At 64.2% G+C, this 17,039-nt stretch carries 18 protein-coding genes and 1 riboswitch; of the genes, 9 read left to right on the top strand and 9 right to left on the bottom strand.

The genetic code is table 11. The features are described from left to right. Positions 1–128 (top strand): IS3 family transposase (locus LRQ04_RS13710; RefSeq protein ID WP_235520104.1); only part of this gene is annotated, 128 nt, incomplete at its 5' end. Between the two features lie 92 nt (positions 129–220). Here the strand turns inward: LRQ04_RS13710 and LRQ04_RS13705 are convergent. Next, on the bottom strand, positions 221–853 hold the full coding sequence (locus tag LRQ04_RS13705) for an O-methyltransferase (RefSeq protein WP_211714276.1): 633 nt from the start codon (positions 851–853) through the stop codon (positions 221–223). A gap of 236 nt (positions 854–1,089) precedes the next feature. Between LRQ04_RS13705 and sigE the strand changes: the two genes are divergently transcribed. From sigE to LRQ04_RS13690, 3 genes are read left to right on the top strand one after another with little or no spacing between them, the layout of a single operon-like run. Beyond that, positions 1,090–1,713 (top strand): RNA polymerase sigma factor SigE, encoded by a 624-nt coding sequence (gene sigE / locus LRQ04_RS13700; RefSeq protein ID WP_235520688.1) that lies wholly within the window; start codon positions 1,090–1,092, stop codon positions 1,711–1,713. 7 nt (positions 1,714–1,720) lie between these two features. Next, a complete protein-coding gene (locus tag LRQ04_RS13695; protein ID WP_235520687.1) occupies positions 1,721–2,632 on the top strand; it encodes a hypothetical protein in 912 nt (303 codons plus the stop codon). Between the two features lie 31 nt (positions 2,633–2,663). Further along, entirely contained in the window at positions 2,664–3,056 is a 393-nt protein-coding gene (locus LRQ04_RS13690) for a Sec-independent protein translocase TatB (RefSeq protein WP_235520686.1), read from the top strand. Positions 3,057–3,092: 36 nt separating this feature from the next. On the opposite strand, the gene LRQ04_RS13685 is transcribed toward LRQ04_RS13690, so the two are convergent. Genes LRQ04_RS13685 through LRQ04_RS13675 form a run of 3 tightly spaced genes read right to left on the bottom strand, consistent with a single transcriptional unit; the run spans position 3,093 to position 6,220 of the window. Beyond that, a complete protein-coding gene (locus LRQ04_RS13685; RefSeq protein ID WP_235520685.1) occupies positions 3,093–4,220 on the bottom strand; it encodes an Mrp/NBP35 family ATP-binding protein in 1,128 nt (375 codons plus the stop codon). Positions 4,221–4,224: 4 nt separating this feature from the next. After that, positions 4,225–4,956: a DUF1003 domain-containing protein gene (locus LRQ04_RS13680; RefSeq protein ID WP_235520684.1), complete on the bottom strand. Its 732-nt coding sequence runs from the start codon at positions 4,954–4,956 to the stop codon at positions 4,225–4,227. Further along, positions 4,937–6,220, bottom strand: coding sequence for a magnesium transporter MgtE N-terminal domain-containing protein (locus tag LRQ04_RS13675; protein ID WP_144648468.1), 1,284 nt, complete (start codon positions 6,218–6,220; stop codon positions 4,937–4,939). Before LRQ04_RS13675 ends, LRQ04_RS13680 begins: the two co-directional genes overlap by 20 nt. A 76-nt stretch (positions 6,221–6,296) precedes the next feature. Between LRQ04_RS13675 and LRQ04_RS13670 the strand changes: the two genes are divergently transcribed. Beyond that, a complete protein-coding gene (locus LRQ04_RS13670; protein ID WP_235520683.1) occupies positions 6,297–7,106 on the top strand; it encodes a general stress protein in 810 nt (269 codons plus the stop codon). 95 nt (positions 7,107–7,201) lie between these two features. On the opposite strand, the gene LRQ04_RS13665 is transcribed toward LRQ04_RS13670, so the two are convergent. Further along, the gene (locus tag LRQ04_RS13665; protein ID WP_235520682.1) at positions 7,202–8,785 is read right to left on the bottom strand and encodes an aminopeptidase P family protein; all 1,584 of its coding nucleotides are present in this window, start codon (positions 8,783–8,785) and stop codon (positions 7,202–7,204) included. Between the two features lie 80 nt (positions 8,786–8,865). Here LRQ04_RS13665 and LRQ04_RS13660 point away from each other — a divergent pair, with 80 nt between their 5' ends. Further along, on the top strand, positions 8,866–9,711 hold the full coding sequence (locus LRQ04_RS13660) for a PHP domain-containing protein (RefSeq protein ID WP_235520681.1): 846 nt from the start codon (positions 8,866–8,868) through the stop codon (positions 9,709–9,711). Next, a complete protein-coding gene (locus tag LRQ04_RS13655; protein WP_235520680.1) occupies positions 9,711–10,319 on the top strand; it encodes a MarC family protein in 609 nt (202 codons plus the stop codon). The genes LRQ04_RS13660 and LRQ04_RS13655 overlap by 1 nt, the downstream gene beginning before the upstream one ends. A 10-nt stretch (positions 10,320–10,329) precedes the next feature. Here LRQ04_RS13655 and LRQ04_RS13650 read toward each other — a convergent pair whose 3' ends face one another. The 4 genes from LRQ04_RS13650 to thiE form a co-directional block, all read right to left on the bottom strand. Next, the gene (locus LRQ04_RS13650) at positions 10,330–11,208 is read right to left on the bottom strand and encodes a site-specific DNA-methyltransferase (protein ID WP_235520679.1); all 879 of its coding nucleotides are present in this window, start codon (positions 11,206–11,208) and stop codon (positions 10,330–10,332) included. Between the two features lie 8 nt (positions 11,209–11,216). Next, positions 11,217–12,905 carry a DEAD/DEAH box helicase gene (locus LRQ04_RS13645; protein ID WP_235520678.1) on the bottom strand — a complete coding sequence of 563 codons (1,689 nt, stop codon included), beginning with the start codon at positions 12,903–12,905 and terminating at the stop codon, positions 11,217–11,219. A 277-nt stretch (positions 12,906–13,182) separates the two neighbouring features. Next, entirely contained in the window at positions 13,183–14,661 is a 1,479-nt protein-coding gene (locus LRQ04_RS13640) for an RNB domain-containing ribonuclease (protein WP_235520677.1), read from the bottom strand. A 66-nt stretch (positions 14,662–14,727) separates the two neighbouring features. Next, positions 14,728–15,411, bottom strand: a complete 684-nt coding sequence (thiE, locus tag LRQ04_RS13635) for a thiamine phosphate synthase (RefSeq protein ID WP_235520676.1) — start codon at positions 15,409–15,411, stop codon at positions 14,728–14,730. Between the two features lie 27 nt (positions 15,412–15,438). Continuing rightward, a riboswitch (TPP riboswitch) is annotated at positions 15,439–15,558 on the top strand. On the opposite strand from thiE, the gene thiO reads away from it, so the two are divergent. Both thiO and thiS read left to right on the top strand, forming a co-directional pair. Beyond that, the gene (thiO, locus tag LRQ04_RS13630) at positions 15,551–16,804 is read left to right on the top strand and encodes a glycine oxidase ThiO (protein WP_235520675.1); all 1,254 of its coding nucleotides are present in this window, start codon (positions 15,551–15,553) and stop codon (positions 16,802–16,804) included. (Overlaps the previous riboswitch by 8 nt.) Beyond that, the gene (gene thiS / locus LRQ04_RS13625; RefSeq protein WP_235520674.1) at positions 16,801–17,037 is read left to right on the top strand and encodes a sulfur carrier protein ThiS; all 237 of its coding nucleotides are present in this window, start codon (positions 16,801–16,803) and stop codon (positions 17,035–17,037) included. Before thiO ends, thiS begins: the two co-directional genes overlap by 4 nt. Positions 17,038–17,039: the final 2 nt, after the last annotated feature.

The raw sequence follows: 17,039 nt of genomic DNA, 5'->3' as shown, positions 1-17,039 counted from the left end.
TCCTCAACACCGAGGCCTTGGAAACAGCGCTCCACGACTACATCCACTGGTACAACACCAAAAGAATCTCAACAAAGCTAAAGGGCCTGAGCCCGGTGGAATACCGTGCTCAGACCCTCGCGGCCTAACATCTATTTAGCGGTCCAACTTTCGGGGACCACTTCAGAAGCTGGAGCCCTGCTTTGAGTTCAAGGGCGGCGTCCTTCGACGCCGCTCCCCGCTACTTCTTGACTGCCACCAGGAGTCCGTCACCCGTGGGCAGCATGGCCGAAGCCAGGCGCTCGTCGTCGCGGATGGCTTTGCCGATCTGGCGCAGGACCACGGTAGTCGCGTCCCGTGCAGCAGGGTTGGACACCCGGTCCTTGTCCAGGGCGTCATTGATCACCAAGGTGCCGCCGCTTTTAAGCAGACGGACCGCCTGTTCAACGTATTTGGGGAAGTTCGGCTTGTCCGCATCAATGAAGACGAGATCGTAGGCAGAGTCCGTCAGGCGGGGCAACACGTCGGCCGCCCTGCCGGAAATGGTCCTCGTACGGTTTGCCGGGCTGCCGGATTCCAAGAACGCTTCCCGTGCGGCTTTCAGGTGCTCGACATCGACGTCGATGGTTGTCAGGACCGCCTGCGGGCTGAGGCCCCGCAGCAGGCAGACCCCGGATACTCCGGCACCGGATCCGACTTCTACTACTGTCTGTGCCTTGGACGCAGCAGCAAGGACTGTGAGCACCGCACCAACACCCGGACTGATCGGGGTGACACCCAGCTCGAAGGACCGCTCACGGGCACGCAACAAGACGTCGTCCTCAGCCGGCAGATCTTCTGCATAGGACCAGCTGGTTGACTTGTCGGCACTCATGAAGGATTCGCTTTCCGCGGGTAGGGGTGTTTGTACCAGACTACTGCGTGGTCCCGCGTAAACCCGCTGTTGGGGGAGCGGCATGCGGCTGTGTCCGCCGATGTTTTCTGCCCTGCGGGGAAATCGGCGGCCGGTCAGGAAATTCCCAGACAACCTTGGGATGATATTGCTCCGGTCATCCATGAGGTGGACGGCACCGGATTCTTCGGTGAACCACAGTTTGAGGGGAGTGGACGATGCCGGCATCGCATGCTGCGCCAGTCCAAACATCAGAAGGCCACGAGGCCGTAGCCGAATGGGTCATGCCCAGCTGGGAGGACGTGGTTGCGAACCACTCCGCCAAGGTATATCGCCTCGCCTACCGCCTGACCGGCAACAAGTTCGACGCCGAAGACCTCACCCAGGAGGTCTTCGTCCGCGTATTCCGCTCGCTTGAGAACTTCAAGCCGGGAACATTGGACGGCTGGTTGCACCGCATCACCACCAACCTGTTCCTCGACCAGGCCCGCCGAAAGAGCCGCATACGGTTTGATGCGCTGGCCGAGGACGCCGAGTCCCGCCTTCCTGGCCGCGAGCCCGGACCCGAGCAGAGCTTTGAGCACAACAACCTTGACCTGGACGTCCAGCGGGCACTGGAAGAGCTCCCACCCGACTTCCGTGCCGCCGTCGTTCTTTGCGATCTTGAAGGCCTCTCCTATGACGAAGTCGCCGAGGCGCTTGGGGTGAAGCTGGGGACCGTCAGGTCCCGTATCCACCGCGGAAGGACCATGCTGCGCGAGAAGCTGGCCCACCGCGATCCCCGACCCGCCGAGGCCCGCAAGCCGCGCTTGAAGATGCCCCGCATCGCCAGCATCCACTAGGTTGTCGATGCCTCGACGTCCCTTCCGTCCGGGAGCCCTGTCCCGGCGCGCTTTTGCTGCCCGGCGCCATTCGCGGCTACCGGAACACCTGCAGGTATGTGCGGACTGCCGTGCCGCGGCAGGCCGGGAACGGCAGTACCTTGAGCGGCTCCGGGCTGCGGCCGTGCCGGAAGCGAGCCAGGACCTTGCTGCACGCCTGATCCAGCACACAGAGCGGCTTGCCAGTGAACCTGCACAGGATCCGTGGAACCAGCCACAGCAGGGTGGGCTGTCCAGGGGTCTCCGCTTCGCTGCCGTCGCAGCGGGTACCCTCGTGGTGAGCGCCGGAGCTCTGGGCGTCGCAGCTTACGTTGTGGCCGGGGACGACCAGCCGCGGGTATTAGCCGGCGCCGGCAATGCCGGAGCGCTGGTGGGGGCATGGAGCGCTGGACCGGTGGACGTCATGGACCCCTCGTTCACGGCCGGAAGCACCATGAGTCTTAGTGCGTCGCAACTGGACGCCCTCCGCGACCAAGGGTGGGCCTGTCCTGAACTCCTGGAGATGGGCTTCCACGTCGTCTCCGCCCAGGCCTCGATGCTCAATGGGCACCCGGCGGTGGAAATCCGGCTCGAAAGCAACGGCCATTACGCCACCATCACCGAAGAACACCTTCCGGCCGACGCGCAATCCGCTGGCCAGAGGGGCGCGGCGCAGCTGTCCGTCACCCAGGGAACGCCGTGGAAGGCTGTCTACGCCATGCCTGCTGCCGTGATCAGCTACACCTCCGACCTGCCCCCGGAAAGCGCTGATGACGCGGTGCCGGAAATAGTCCGGGCAGGAGACTCCATGTCGCATCAAGGGCACGGGGACAGCTCCGGGTCCTGGTATGGGCGACTGCTGCGCGGACTGCAGACCCTCCTCCGTCCCGCCGGTTTATGAGCGGCACCACAGACAAGGTAATCTTCGTAGCGTGTTTGGAATCAACGGCCCGGAGTTCATAATCCTCCTTCTTATCGGCGTACTCGTGATCGGTCCCAGCCGTTTGCCCGAATACACTCAAAAGCTCGCCAACCTGGTCAAGGAAGTCCGGCGGATGGCGTCGGGCGCGCGCGAGCAGATCAAGGAAGAAGTCGGCATCGACATCGATGAGGTCGACTGGAAGAAGTACGATCCGCGTCAGTATGATCCCCGGCGCATCATCAAGGATGCACTCCTGGAGGACGACACCAAGCCAGTGAGTCCCGGTGCGCCCGTCGCCGCGGCAACTGCCTCGGCCGCGGACACCAAGCCCAAAGCCCCGGCTAGGATCATCGAGCGGCTTGCAGATGGTGAAGCCGCGCCTTTTGACACCGAAGCTACCTGACCCGGAAGACGGCGTTCAGCTCGCCGAAAGTCGCTGTTAGCGGGGTTGGATTCCCAAAGGCATCCCGGATAGCCCACGCGGCCGGGTGGCCAGGGCCGATGCAATATCCTCCAGGGCCTTCGCGGCAGCGGTTTCAGGCGCAGCCAGGACCACGGGCTTCCCGGCGTCCCCACCTTCCCGCAAACGGATGTCCAAGGGGATCTGCCCCAACAGTGGAACATCGGTGTCCACCGCAGCGCTCAACCTCGCAGCCAGGGTGGCACCGCCCCCGCTTCCGAACAACTCCATGCGGCCGCCGTCGGGCATTTCCAGGAAGGACATGTTCTCGATCACCCCGGCCACCGTCTGTCCGGTCTGGGTGGCGATCGTCCCCGCGCGTTCGGCGACGTCCGCGGCCGCTGCCTGCGGTGTGGTGACCACCAGGATCTCGGCGTTGGGAAGCAATTGGGCGACAGAGATGGCGATGTCTCCGGTGCCGGGAGGCAGGTCCAGGAAAAGGGCGTCGAGGTCGCCGAAGTACACGTCGCTGAGGAACTGTTCCAGGGCGCGGTGCAACATGGGGCCGCGCCAGGCTACGGGCGTGTTGCCTGCGACGAACATGCCGATGGAAATGACTTTTACGCCATAAGCCACTGGCGGGAGGATCATGTCGTCAACCTGTGTGGGCTTCTGTGTGATTCCCATCAGGGCCGGTACGGAGAAACCATGGACGTCCGCATCCACTATTCCAACGCGCAGTCCCTGGGCCGCCAGGGAACAGGCGAGGTTCACGGTGACGGACGACTTGCCCACGCCGCCCTTGCCGCTGGCCACCGCGTACACCTTGGTCAACGAACCCGGCTTGGTGAACGGTATTCCGCGCTGCCCGCCGGGGCCACGGAGCTGCTCTTTGAGGGCTTCGCGCTGGGCGGGCGTCATGACCTTGAGTTCCACGTCCACCCCGGTCACACCTGGCACCTTGGACAGGGCTGCAGTGGCGTCCTCCGCGATGGTTTCGCGCAAAGGGCAGCCGGCAATGGTCAGCAGGACAGCAACGTGGGCTGCGCCGGCCTCATCGGCAGAGACCGATTCCACCATCCCGAGTTCGGTGATGGGGCGGCGGAGCTCCGGATCAATGACGGTTGCCAGGGCAGCACGGAGCGCCTCGGCAGATACGGTGCTCATAAGGTCAGGCTCGGCTTTCGGGGTTCTCGGGTGTTCGCTTGGCAGTGGAATGCTGGGGGCCGGCGCTCCGCGGCGGCCGGACCTTGGGGATCTGCTGGGTGCGGGGTCCGCGCGACTTGTCCCGCTTTTCCTTCAGCTTCTCCTTGACCTTTTCTCCGGAGGATTCGCTGCCATCGGTGGCGGGATCGTGCTCGCGGAGCTCTTCCTGGGCGTCGATGATGTCTTCCAGGAGGCTCCGGAGTTCGGCCCGGACGTAGTCACGGGTGGCCACTTCACGTAGGGCAATACGCAGCGAAGCCAATTCCCGGGTCAGGTACTCGGTGTCGGAAAGGTTGCGCTCAGCGCGTTGGCGGTCCTGCTGGAGAGAGACACGGTCGCGGTCGTCCTGCCGGTTTTGGGCCAGCAGGAGCAGCGGGGCTGCGTAGGAGGCCTGGAGCGACAACATCAGGGTCAGGAGGGTGAAGCCAAGCTCCATCCGGTCAAATTGCCACTCAGTCGGCGCGAAGGTGTTCCACGCCAGCCAGAACACACAAAAGATGGTCATGTAGACCAGGAACTGCGGGGTTCCCATGAAACGGGCGAATCCCTCAGTGGCGTTGCCGAAGGCGTCCGGGTTGGGGGAGAACTTGGGCAGGATGCGTTGGCGCCCGCTCAGGGGCGTGTCCAGGCTGCTGACGGTACGTCCAGTGGCCTTGGGGGATCGGGTGGCGTTGTTATCAGCCAATGCGGCCTCCAAGTCTCCTTATAGGGGCGTCGTCCTCGTGGGCGCGCCAGTCATCCGGCAACAGGTGATCCAGCACGTCATCAACAGTCACCGCCCCCACAAGGCGGCCGTCGTCGTCGACAACTGGAAGTGAATTCAGGTTGTAGGTTGCCAAGGTCCTGGCTACCTCGCTGATGTGGGCTTGGTCCGAGAGCGGCTCAAGGTTCTTGTCCACAAGGTTGCCCAGAGGCTCCGGCGGCGGGAAACGCAGGAGCTGCTGGATATGCACCACGCCGAGGAACCGGCCCGTGGGCGTCTCCAGCGGAGGGCGGGCAATGAAGATTGATGAGGCCAAGGCAGGGGAGAGCTCCTCGCGCCGGACGTGGGCCAGGGCCTCCGCGACCGTGGCTTCCGGCGGGAGGATGACCGGGACAGGGGTCATGAGGCCGCCTGCCGTGTCTTCGTCATACTCCAGGAGCCGGCGCACGTCCTCGGCTTCCTGCGGCTCCATGAGCTGCAGCAGTTCCTCGGCCTGCGCTGAGGGGAGCTCAGCGAGGAGGTCTGCGGCGTCGTCAGGATCCATCTCTTCAAGGACGTCGGCGGCGCGCTCCACGTCCAAGGCCGAGAGGATTTCCACTTGGTCGTCCTCGGGCAGTTCCTGCAGCACGTCCGCGAGGCGCTCGTCCTGGAGCTCGCTGGCCACTTCGAACCGGCGCTTGTCGCTCATTTCCTGCAGGGCTTCGGCGAAGTCGGCAGGCTTGAGGTCCTCGTGGGTGGCCACGAACTGGGTGGCCGCCTGCGGCTCGTTGTGGGCGCCCGTCTGGGCATCGGCCCAGTCGATGATCAGGGTCTCGTTGCGGCGCAGCCGGCTCAACGGCGACAGGGAGTGCCCGCGGCGGACGAACAGCTTGCTGACGAACCAGTCCTTGGACCTGTGCTGGTCCATGGCGATGTCCTCGATGGTGGCATCCCCGCTGCCGTCGGCAAGGGTGACGCGGCGATCAAACATCTCGGCCACCACCAGGGTTTCGGCTCCCCGCTGCTCGAAGCGTCGCAGATTGACCAGCCCGGTGCAGATGATCTGTGTTTGGTCGATGGACGTAATGCGCGTCATGGGCACGAAGACGCGCTTCTTGCCGGGAACTTCCACCACGATGCCCACCACGTGCGGGGCGCCACGGGTGCCCCTGGAGAGCACCACGACATCGCGCAATCGGCCAAGACGGTCACCCAGGGGGTCGAAGACGTCCAGGCCGAGCAGGCGCGCGACAAAGACGCGTGAGGGATGTGTGCTCATGTTTACAGGCTACCGAGTCTGCTCTCTTTTAGCTGAATTCCAGCCGCTTCACATGTCCATGGGACACAATGGGGCTATGTCTAACATTTTTGGTGGTCCCAAAGCTGTCGAGGAGTCCCGGAGCGTCCCACAAGGAGACACCGTCGGCTCATACACCTCGTATTTGGATGCCCAAAAGGCGGTGGATTATCTGGCAGACCAGCAGTTCCCGGTTCAGTTGGTATCGATCGTGGGCAACGACCTCAAAATGGTTGAGCGGGTGACCGGTCGCCTGAGCTACCCGAGGGTGGCCCTGTCCGGTGCTTTGAGCGGCATGTGGTTTGGCCTGTTCGTCGGTGTGATGCTGTCCTTCTTTACGCCGGGCGGCGGACCGTTCTCCATCATCACCTCGGTCCTGATGGGCGCGGCCTTCTTCATGCTCTTCGGCATCGTCACCTATGCCACCCAGCGCGGGAAGCGTGACTTCACCTCCACAAGCCAGGTGGTGGCCACCAACTATGACGTGATCGTCGCCATCGAAGCAGCCCACGAGGCCCGTCGCCTGCTCCACCAGCTGCCGATGAACCCCTCGCAGGCGGCAGCGCCGCAGGCAACGAACTACAACCCGCACAGCGCTCCGCTGCAGCAGCCGGGCCAGGCGCCGGAAAGGCCATCCACATGGAATGACCCTTACGGCCAGCGCGGCACCGGTGAAACCGGCACGCAGGAAAACGGGGATCCGCATGCCGGTGTTGCGCCGTCGAACCACCAGCCGCCGTCGGCTGTCCGCTACCCCGACCTGCCCGACGGCAGGCCGCAGTACGGTGTCCGCGTGACCGAAGGCCACAATGCCCCGCAGGAAGACGGACAGCAAGCCGGCTCCGAGGACACACCGAAACAGCAGTAGTCCCGGCAAAGGACAAATGCACCGAACAAAGGGAAGGCCACCGGATCTCCGGTGGCCTTCCCTTTGATGTTGGCGTTTGCCCTGGGCTGCGCGGGCTAGGCCTGCGCCTCCTGGTAGATACCGGCCATCCATGATTCGACGTCGGCTGCCTTGCGGGGCAAGGCGGCGCTGAGGTTGACCGGGCCATCGGCTGTCATCAGGATGTCGTCCTCGATGCGAACACCGATTCCGCGGTACTCGGCAGGGATCGCAAGGTCCTCATTCTTGAAGTACAAACCGGGTTCGATGGTAAAGACCATGCCCTCGGTGAGGATCCCGTCCAGGTAAAGCTCGCGCTTGGCCTGTGCACAGTCGTGGACATCCAGCCCCAGGTGGTGGCTGGTCCCGTGCGGCATCCAGCGACGGTGCTGCTGGCCCTCGGGGCTGATGGCTTCCTCCACGGACACGGGGAGCAGGCCCCACTCGGCGAGGCGTTCGGCCAGGACCGTGGTTGCTGCGGTGTGGATGTCGCGGAACTTCACGCCCGGCTGCGCGGCTGCGAAACCGGCATCGGCTGCGTCCAGGACGGCCTCGTAGACCTTGCGCTGGACATCAGTGAAGGTGCCCGTGGCGGGCAGGGTACGGGTGACATCGGCAGTGTAGAGGGAATCAGCTTCCACGCCGGCATCGAGGAGAAGGAGTTCGCCCGCGTTGACCTTGCCCGTGTTCCGGGTCCAGTGAAGGACAGTGGCGTTGTTTCCCGAGGCAGCGATGGTGTCATAGCCGAGCTCGTTGCCTTCCTCGCGGGCGCGGGCGAAGAATGCACCCTCAACGACGCGCTCGCCGCGTGCGTGGTTCAGCGCCCGCGGAAGGGCGCGAACGACGTCGGCGAAGCCCTCCACAGTGGCAGCCACGGCGATCTTCATCTGCTCGATTTCCCACTCGTCCTTGAGGAGGCGCAACTCGGAGAGGGCTTCGCTGAGCTTCTCGTCCAAGGCATCGAGTTCGCCCAGGTCCAGGGTTTCGGGATCCTTGGCGGTGTTGTACCGGGCGGTGTCCACCAAGGCATCAATGTTCTCGTCCACCTTGCGGACCAGGCGGATGGAGATGCCACCGATCTCCGGGGCACCCACGTTCTTGGTGATTGCCATTTCGAGTTCGGCGATATGGGCGCAGGCGAGTCCCAGGCGGGCCTCGAATTCCGCCAGTGTCGGACGGGCACCGATCCAGAACTCACCGGAGCGTGAGTCGGCGTAGAACTGTTCGGTATCGCGGCCGGCCAAGGGACGGAAGTAGAGCGTCGCGGTGTGGTGACCGCCGTCGTCGCCCTTGCCTTCAGCCACCGGCTCAAGGATGAGGACGGCGTCGGGCTCGTGGTCCAGGCCAAGGCCCGTGAGGTGCGCAAAGCCGGAGTGGGGGCGAAAACGGTAATCGCAGTCGTTGGAGCGGACCTTCAGCGGACCGGCCGGGATGACAAGCCGTTCGCCTTTGAACAGTTCGGAAATCGCACGACGGCGGCGTGCAGCGTGGTCTGCAACGGCGTCGCGCGCAGGGGTCACCTGCGGGGCGGCAGCCCAATTGCTGGCCATGAATGCTTTGAAAGCATCCGATGTTGGCCTCTGTGAGCGGTTGTTAACGCGCTCCTGCAGCGGCTGGGAATTTGCGGAGTCCATGTTTTGGGTGTTTTCGGCATCGTTCACCGTTACATCGTCCCACCAGTTCGGTGAGGAGGCCAATGGCGCAACGCTCCAAGGAGCCCTGCATCCCATAGGCTGGGAAAGTGAGGATAGACCTGCATGCGCACTCCAATGTCTCCGACGGAACCGAGACACCCGCCGGGGTGATCGTTTCTGCTGTATCGGCGGGCCTGGACGCCGTGGCGTTGACGGACCACGACTCCACCGATGGTTGGGACCAGGCTGCGGCAACCGCAGTGGAACACGGGATTGCGTTTGTCCCGGGCATGGAGATCTCCTGCCGGACGGAGCAGGGCATCAGCGTCCACCTGCTCAGCTACCTCCACGACCCGTCCCACCCCGGCCTCCTCGAGGAAATCACCAAATCCAAGGACGCACGCCTCACCCGCGCAGAGCATATGGTGACGTTGCTGTCCGAGGACTATCCGCTGACCTGGGACGACGTGATCCACCATGTGGCGCCCGGAGCAACGGTGGGCCGCCCGCACATCGCCGACGCCCTGGTGGCCGCCGGAGTCGTCGCGGACCGCACGGAAGCTTTCACCTCCATCCTTACCTCCCGTTCGCGGTACTTCGTTCAGCACTACGCGCCCAACCCGGCGGTCGCCGTCGAGCTGGTGCGCGCGGCAGGCGGCGTTCCCGTGTTCGCCCATCCGGTGGCTTCGTCCCGGGGACGGATCGTGGGGGAACGCACCTACCGTGAAATGATCGACGCCGGCCTGCTGGGGGTTGAGGTTGACCACCGGGACAACCCGGAGGACGGCAGGCGGTTCCTGCGCGAGCTGGCTGCCCGGCATGGGCTGCTGATGACAGGATCCTCCGATTATCATGGCACCGGCAAACCGAACCTCCTCGGCGAAAACACGACGCCGGCCGACGTCCTGGCCCGCATTGAGGACCTGGCGACGGGCAGCAAGGTAGTCCGTTGATGGACCTGCAGTTGCTGGCCTCGGTGATCGTCACGCTGTTCGTCATCATGGACCCGCCGGGTACAGTCCCGATCTTCATGTCGTTGACGGCCCAGATGTCACCGAAGGACAGGAACCGCTCGGCTTTTCAGGCCCTTTTGGTGGCCACGGGCGTGATCGTGGTTTTCGCAATTTTCGGCCAATCGATCCTGAACTACATGCACATCTCCCTGGCGGCCCTGCAGGGTGCCGGCGGCCTGCTGCTGGTGCTCATTGCCCTGCAGCTCTTGACGGGGTCCACCAGCGGCGAGGAAAACGCCGCGAAGTACAAGAACGTGGCCTTCGTTCCCCTGGGTACGCCGCTGATGGCCGGGCCTGGTGCGATCGTGGCGGTCATGGTGTTTGTCCAGCAGTCCAAGGACCTGTCGGGCTACCTTGCCGTTGGCCTGGGCATTGCGGTGGTGCTCGCCTCGCTGTACCTGGCCATGCGGTTCGCGGGCGTGGTCCAGCGGGTCCTTGGGGAGAACGGAGTGGAGCTCGTGACCCGGATTGCCGGACTTTTGCTCTCTGCCATCGCCGTACAGATGATCGCTGACTCGGTGACTGCCTTCGTGAAGGGTGTCGCCTGACAGCTCCCGGCTAGGACGCCGTGGTTTGGGCCTGGTGGAACACGGCCTTGCTGCCCAGGCGTTTCCGCATGACCTCAATGGCCTGCTCGTTCTGGTCGACGCACACGAAGTTCCGGCCCAGTTTGGCTGCCACAGCGCCAAGGGTCCCCGATCCGGCAAAGAAGTCCAGGCACCAGTCGCCCTCGCGGCTTGATGCCGAAACAATCCGGCGGACCAGGCCTTCGGGTTTTTGCGTGGGGTAGCCGGTCTTTTCGCGGCCTGTCGGCGAAACGATGGTGTGCCACCAGACGTCCGTGGGCAACTTACCCAGCTCACGTTTGGCGGGGGTCACCAAGCCCGGAGCCATGTAGGGCTCACGGTCCACTTCGGCGTTGTCGAAGTGGTACTTGGTGGGGTTCTTGACGTACACCAGGATGTTGTCGTGCTTGGTGGGCCAGCGGTTTTTGGCCCTGGCGCCGTAATCATAGGCCCAGATGATTTCGTTCAGGAAGCATTCCCGGCCGAAGATGGCGTCGAGCATCACCTTGGCGTAGTGCACCTCGCGGTAGTCCAGGTGCAGGTACAGGGTGCCGTCGTCTGCCAGCAGGCGCCAGGCTTCCACGAGCTTGGGCTCCAGGAAAGACCAGTAGTCGCTGAAGGCGTCGTCATAGCTGTGCAGGGCGCCCTTGATGGTGTCGTAGGAGCGGCCCTTGAAGCCCACGCGGTCGCCGTCGCCGTCCGAGTTGCGGACCATCCGGGTTTCCTGGCGTCGCTGGACCCGCCCGGTGTTGAAGGGAGGGTCCACGTAAATGAGTGTGAAGGCGCCGTCCGGCAGCGTTGGAAGGAACTCCGCGTTGTCCGCGTGTACCACCAGGTTGCCGCCGTCCGGCGCCCAAACAGTTTCAGTCATTGAGGAAATTAAGCCTCGGTGCTGCCGGACTGGGCAGCTGCGGTCTGACCGGAGACTACTTCGCCGTTGCGACGGCGGGTCCGGGTGCGACGTGTACGTGCGGGCTTCTCGGAATTGTCCGTGCCCGTTTCCGGGGCTGCGGCAGCCGGTGCCGCTTCGCCTTCGGAGGTACGACGGCGGCGGGTACGGTTGCGTCCGCCCTCACCCTTGGATTCGCCGGAGTCGGCCTTGCCGGAACGTCCACGGCCGCCATCGCGGCCACGCCCGCCGTCACGGGAGCCGTTACGGTCCGAACCGCCTGAGCGGGAGTTCTTCTTGCCGGTCTCACCCAGGTCCTCCAGGACCTCGGCGTCCACACCGGCCAGGGTGCGCTTGTTCCGGGGCAGGCGTCCCTTGGTTCCCTCGGGAATATCAAGGTCGGTGTAGAGGTGCGGCGAGGAGGAGTACGTTTCAACCGGCTCCGGAACGCTGAGTCCCAAGGCCTTGTTGATGAGTCCCCAGCGGGGCATGTCGTCCCAGTCAACGAACGTGACGGCGGTGCCCTTGTTGCCTGCGCGGCCGGTGCGGCCAACACGGTGCAGGTAGATCTTCTCGTCTTCAACGCACTGGTAGTTGATCACGTGCGTGACGTCGTCCACGTCGATGCCACGGGCGGCGACATCGGTGGCAACCAGGACGTCCACCTTGTTGTTGCGGAAGGCACGCAGGGCCTGTTCGCGGGCGCCCTGGCCCAGGTCGCCGTGAATGGCTGCAGCCGCGAACCCGCGGTCCACAAGTTCCTCGGCGACCTTTGCGGCGGTGCGCTTGGTCTTGGTGAAGATGATGGTCCGGCCACGTCCGCGGGCCTGGAGGATGCGTGCCACGACTTCGGTCTTGTCCATGCTGTGGGCACGGTAGATGAGCTGGCGGATGTCCCGCTTGGTCAGGCCCTCATCGTTCGGGTCAGCCGCACGGATGTGGGTGGGCTGCGTCATGTAACGACGTGCCATCGCGATCACGGGGCCAGGCATCGTCGCGGAGAAGAGCAGCGTCTGCCGCACGGCGGGAGTGCCGGCGATCAGGGTCTCAACGTCCGGAAGGAAGCCAAGGTCCAGCATTTCGTCGGCCTCGTCAAGAATCACCATCTTGACGTTCTTCAAGCTCAGGTGCTTCTGCTTGTAGAGGTCGATGAGTCGGCCAGGGGTACCTACGACGATCTCGACGCCCTTCTGCAGCGCATCGATCTGGGGTTCGTAGGCCCGGCCGCCGTAGATGGTCGCGATGCGCGCGTTGCGCTTGCGCGAGGCCGTCTGGAGATCGTTGGCGACCTGCACGGCAAGTTCGCGCGTGGGTACGATGACCAAGGCCTGCGGTGCGCCGGGGACGGCGAGCTTGTCATAGCCGGCGTCGTCGCGCCCTACAACGCGCTGCAGGGCAGGCACGCCAAAGCCGAGGGTTTTGCCTGTACCTGTCTTGGCCTGGCCGATGATGTCGTGGCCGCCCAGTGCGACGGGCAGGGTCATGGCCTGGATGGGGAACGGGTGGGTGATCCCGGCATCTGCCAAGGACTCCACGATGTCTGCGCGCACGTTGAAGTCTGCAAACGACTTCTCTTCGATCTCGTGGGGCTTCTCGTCCGAGACGATTGTTTCCTCGGGCTCGAGGGTTTCTGTTCCGGTGGGGTCCGTCAGGACTTCATGGGTATGCAATTCACTCACAGGGAGTTTCCTTATTCATTTGGGCATTGGCGCCGCATGCTCAACGGGGGCGGCATAGCCGTACCGGAGCACCAACGGGCGCGCAAGCAAGTCCAGTGGAAGCCGATCGCGGGCTATCTAAGTACTGGCACTGGTGACCAGTTGGTACATCTCAAGATCGCGTAGGGGCGGGCTTGTTGAGTTCAAAAATTAACTGAATCAACGACCGGGCATCCATTACTACACGCCCAGTCTATCCTCTGGGAGCCCGAAAGCCCGGATTGGGGATTGAACGGCGCTATGGCAGCAGTTCAAACAGGATCTCGCGGCTGGCAATGTCAGCCTTGACCAACCGGACGCGGACCTTGGTCCCGGACTCCAGTTCGCCGTCGCAACGGGCGGTCACGGCGGGCTCCGCTATTTGGACGATTCCGTAAGGACCGCCGTTCCCGTTTCCGTTCCCGTTGCCCTTTCCGTTCCCGTTTGGCTTCGAGCCGGAAATGACCACCGCATCAAATTCCTGGCCAACATGGTTGGCAACCAGTGCCGCTTCCACCGTATCCAGGGCGGCACGCTCGAGGCGGCCAGCGAGTTGATCGGACGAGGCCATGATCTCGGGCAAGGACGGCAAGGCTTCCCGGGCCCAGGCAGGGATGTCGCGCTTGTTGCTCAGTGCCTCGCAGATCACCAGGACGAAACGGTCGATGAGGCGGCGCAACGGTGCTGTGGTGTGCGCGTACGGAGCGCCGATGGCTGCCTGGATGACTTCCGTCGGGACCTCGCCGTCGAAGGGCGTGTAGCCGGCACCCCTGAACAAAGTCCCGGCAGAGTGCAGGATGGCCAGTTGCTTGGGATCTGATGCGTCAAGGGTCCGGAGGTATTCTCCGTAGGTGATCCGGCCGTCCCATGGTTTGCCCAACGCGGTGGTCTGCCTTTTGAAGTGCTGCAGGGACCGGTCATCGGGTGCGGGCATGGTGCGCAGGATGCCGACTTTGCCTTCCAGCATCAGCTGCGCCGCGGCCATCCCGGTCATGAGTGAAATCTGGGCGTTCCAGTCTTCCACCGGCAACGACGGGGCAGCTTCGATCCTGTATCCGCCGCCGTCTGTCGCTTGGACGATCTCCTGTTCGGGCATGTTCAGGCTCGCTCCGCCGCGGAGGCGTTCGAGTTCAACCCGTTTCAGCCCCACTTCCTTGAGGAGCTGCAGAACAGGTGGCGCCGTTCCATTGTCGATTTGTTCCTGGACGCCCTGATAGCTCAGTTTGGCCCGGCTCCGCACGGTGGCGCGGCCTACTGTCACAGAAACTGCCTCGGCCCTGGCATCAAGCACGAATTCCCAAACAAAGGCACCACAATCCTGATCCGCCAGCAGGCTGCCGGCGTGTTCACTGATGACTTCCGGGTGCAGTGGAATGCGGCCATCCGGAGCGTAGAAGGTCTGGCCGCGTTGCCGGGTCTCCGCGTCGAGGGCCCCGCCGGGGGATACGAAGGAGGGGACATCGGCGATCGCATAGAGGACCTTGTAACCGTCACCAGCGCGCTCTATGAACAGCGCCTGGTCCAGGTCTGTCGACGTCGCCGGGTCAATGGTGACAAACGGAACGTCCCGCAGGTCGCGTTCAGGCAGTTTCCTGTCAGCCACCGCTTTTCGGGCTTCCTCCAAAGCACCCGCAGGATAGGCGCCTGGGAGTTCCAGCTCCGTCCGGAGCGCAGCGAGGGCCGCTGCGAGCTGGTCCGACGAGTCGCCGACGTTGGGTGCAATCCGATGATGTGACACGAAAATCAGGGTAGCCCGGATTCCGGGGATCACACCATGTCAAGGCCGCCAGGTGAGCGACTTTCCCTAAATCGAGTCCAGGGCTTCCAGCAGCGACTTGGCAGCCGCCGTCGGGTCTGTGGCTTCTGTGATGGCACGGACGACGACGATCCTGCTGGCTCCCGCCGAAAGGACCTGTTCCACGTTGCCCAGGTCGATGCCGCCGATCGCGAACCACGGGAGCTGCACGGCGCCGTCAGTCGTTTCCGTGGCGCGCCTCATCGCTTCTGCGGCATATGTGACCAGGTCCGGACCGACTGCTTCGCGCCCCGGTTTGGTGGGTGTCGCCCAAACCGGACCGACACAGAAATAGTCCAGGCCGCCGTCGCCGGTCGAAGCGGCAATGGCCGCATTGACCTGCTCCGGAGTGTGCGTGGAAAGTCCAATGGCGGCAGGGGCCGGGAGGAAGGTCCGGGCCACCGGAAGGGGCAGGTCCTTCTGGCCCACGTGGAACACAGGAGCCCCGGAAACACTGGCAATATCGGCCCGATCGTTGACAGCCCACAGTCGGCCGTGCCGCTCGGCCACACTCCGCAGGATGGCCAGCAATTCCAGTTCTTCGGCTGCCTCGATCGACTTGTCCCGGAGCTGGATGATGTCCACCCCACCCTCGAAGGCGGCATCGACGAAGTCTTCGAAATCGCCCTGTCGCTTCCGGGCATCGGTGCACAAATAGAGTCGGGCTGTGGCGAGGGATTCAGGCTGGGTCATGGGAACCAGAGTAGTTCCTCTACACTGGGCACGTACTGCGGGAGCCGCGACGTTCGACAATGTGACCGTCCGGCTGAGAGGGCTTCAGCGCCGACCGCTTGACCTGATCCGGCTAATACCGGCGTAGGGAAGGGAACACATGTCAGACGCCATTCATGCAGATGTAGCCATTATCGGCGGCGGCATCATCGGGTTGGGCATCGCCCACCAAATGCGCAGGCTGGGCCGGTCAGTGGCCCTCATCGACCCCCGGCCCGCAAACGGGGCAACTTTCGCAGCGGCCGGCATGCTGGCACCCGTCAGTGAACTGCACTACCAGGAAGAAGACCTCCTGGAACTCATGGTCGAATCCTCCCGGCTGTGGCCCGCCTTTCTTGGCTCGCTCGCCGGAGGGGCGCACGCCGCCGGATACCGCACGACGCCGACCCTCGCCGTGGGTGCCGACGCCGCCGACCGCCGCGCGCTCGCAGACCTCCGGGTGGTACAGAAGGCTGCAGGCTTGGGAGTGGAGCCATTGGCCCTCCGGGACGCGAGGGAGCGTGAGCCCTTGCTGAGTCCCCAAATTTCCTGTGCCTTCGACATCCCCACCGACCACCAGGTGGATCCCCGCAAGCTCGCCGCCTGCCTTTTGGCCGAACTTTCGGATCACTCTAGCGATGATCTGAGCTGGGTTACGGGGGCGGACAACGGATTCGCTGTGGAAGCACTGGCACATCGTCTCCTGTGGGATGAAGGCAGGGTCTCTGGAGCCGAACTCAAGTCAGGCACCAGGGTCGTTGCCACCGAGACGGTGGTCGCAAACGGTCTGGGCGCCGCCGGCTTGGACGGCCTGCCCGGAGGGCTCACGCTTCCCCTGCGGCCGGTCTTTGGTGACATCCTCAGGCTTCGGGTTCCGGACAACCTGCAACCTCTCGTTACCTCCACCGTCCGGGGGATAGTGCGGGGCGTTCCGGTCTACATCGTCCCCCGCGACGACGGCACCGTGGTGATCGGAGCGACCCAGCGTGAGGACGGACTGTCCACGGCCTCCAATGCCGTCTCGGCGGGCGGCGTCTACCAACTCCTGCGCGACGCCCAGGTGCTGGTCCCCGCGGTCGCCGAACTCGAACTCCTGGAGGCAACAGCCCGCGCCAGGCCAGGGACGCCCGACAACGCGCCGTTGCTTGGCCGCGTCGCCGGAACCAATGGCGACATTGAGGGTTTGGTGGTTGCCACCGGGTTCTTCCGTCACGGAGTCCTGCTGACGCCGGTAGCCGCAAGTATTGTCGGCGAACTGATCAACGGCTCAGCCGATCCACGGTGGGCCCCTTTCCGCCCCGACCGCTTTACCGCCGGCGCGCCCGGCCCACGGAACTTCGTCCCAGCACACGCCCGCAGCAAGGAAAGCGCATGAACATCAAACTCAATGGATCCGACCATGCAGTGGCCGATGACGCCTCTGTCAGCACCCTCGTCACCGCCATCACCGGCCGCGAACTGGACCACAGGGGCCAGGCGGCCGACGGCGGCAAGCTGGGTGTCGCCGTCGCGCGCAATTCAGAGGTGGTGCCGCGCAGCCAGTGGGCGGCAACAGTGCTCGCCGACGGCGATGAACTCGAACTCGTTACCGCAGTCCAGGGAGGCTGAAC

This window comes from Paenarthrobacter sp. AR 02, from assembly GCF_021538675.1.
Classification (GTDB): Bacteria; Actinomycetota; Actinomycetes; order Actinomycetales; family Micrococcaceae; genus Arthrobacter.
The sequence above is the reverse complement of the archived record's forward strand: the minus strand, read 5'-3'. Positions and strand labels throughout refer to the sequence as shown.

What these genes read in the sequence shown, in the direction of transcription:
- LRQ04_RS13705 (WP_211714276.1), bottom strand. Translation starts at nt 853, where the DNA reads ATGAGTGCCGACAAGTCAACCAGCTGGTCCTATGCAGAAGATCTGCCG.
- sigE (WP_235520688.1), top strand. Translation starts at nt 1,090, where the DNA reads ATGCCGGCATCGCATGCTGCGCCAGTCCAAACATCAGAAGGCCACGAG.
- LRQ04_RS13695 (WP_235520687.1), top strand. Translation starts at nt 1,721, where the DNA reads ATGCCTCGACGTCCCTTCCGTCCGGGAGCCCTGTCCCGGCGCGCTTTT.
- LRQ04_RS13685 (WP_235520685.1), bottom strand. Translation starts at nt 4,220, where the DNA reads ATGAGCACCGTATCTGCCGAGGCGCTCCGTGCTGCCCTGGCAACCGTC.
- LRQ04_RS13675 (WP_144648468.1), bottom strand. Translation starts at nt 6,220, where the DNA reads ATGAGCACACATCCCTCACGCGTCTTTGTCGCGCGCCTGCTCGGCCTG.
- LRQ04_RS13670 (WP_235520683.1), top strand. Translation starts at nt 6,297, where the DNA reads ATGTCTAACATTTTTGGTGGTCCCAAAGCTGTCGAGGAGTCCCGGAGC.
- LRQ04_RS13655 (WP_235520680.1), top strand. Translation starts at nt 9,711, where the DNA reads ATGGACCTGCAGTTGCTGGCCTCGGTGATCGTCACGCTGTTCGTCATC.
- LRQ04_RS13650 (WP_235520679.1), bottom strand. Translation starts at nt 11,208, where the DNA reads ATGACTGAAACTGTTTGGGCGCCGGACGGCGGCAACCTGGTGGTACAC.
- thiE (WP_235520676.1), bottom strand. Translation starts at nt 15,411, where the DNA reads ATGACCCAGCCTGAATCCCTCGCCACAGCCCGACTCTATTTGTGCACC.
- thiO (WP_235520675.1), top strand. Translation starts at nt 15,551, where the DNA reads ATGTCAGACGCCATTCATGCAGATGTAGCCATTATCGGCGGCGGCATC.
- thiS (WP_235520674.1), top strand. Translation starts at nt 16,801, where the DNA reads ATGAACATCAAACTCAATGGATCCGACCATGCAGTGGCCGATGACGCC.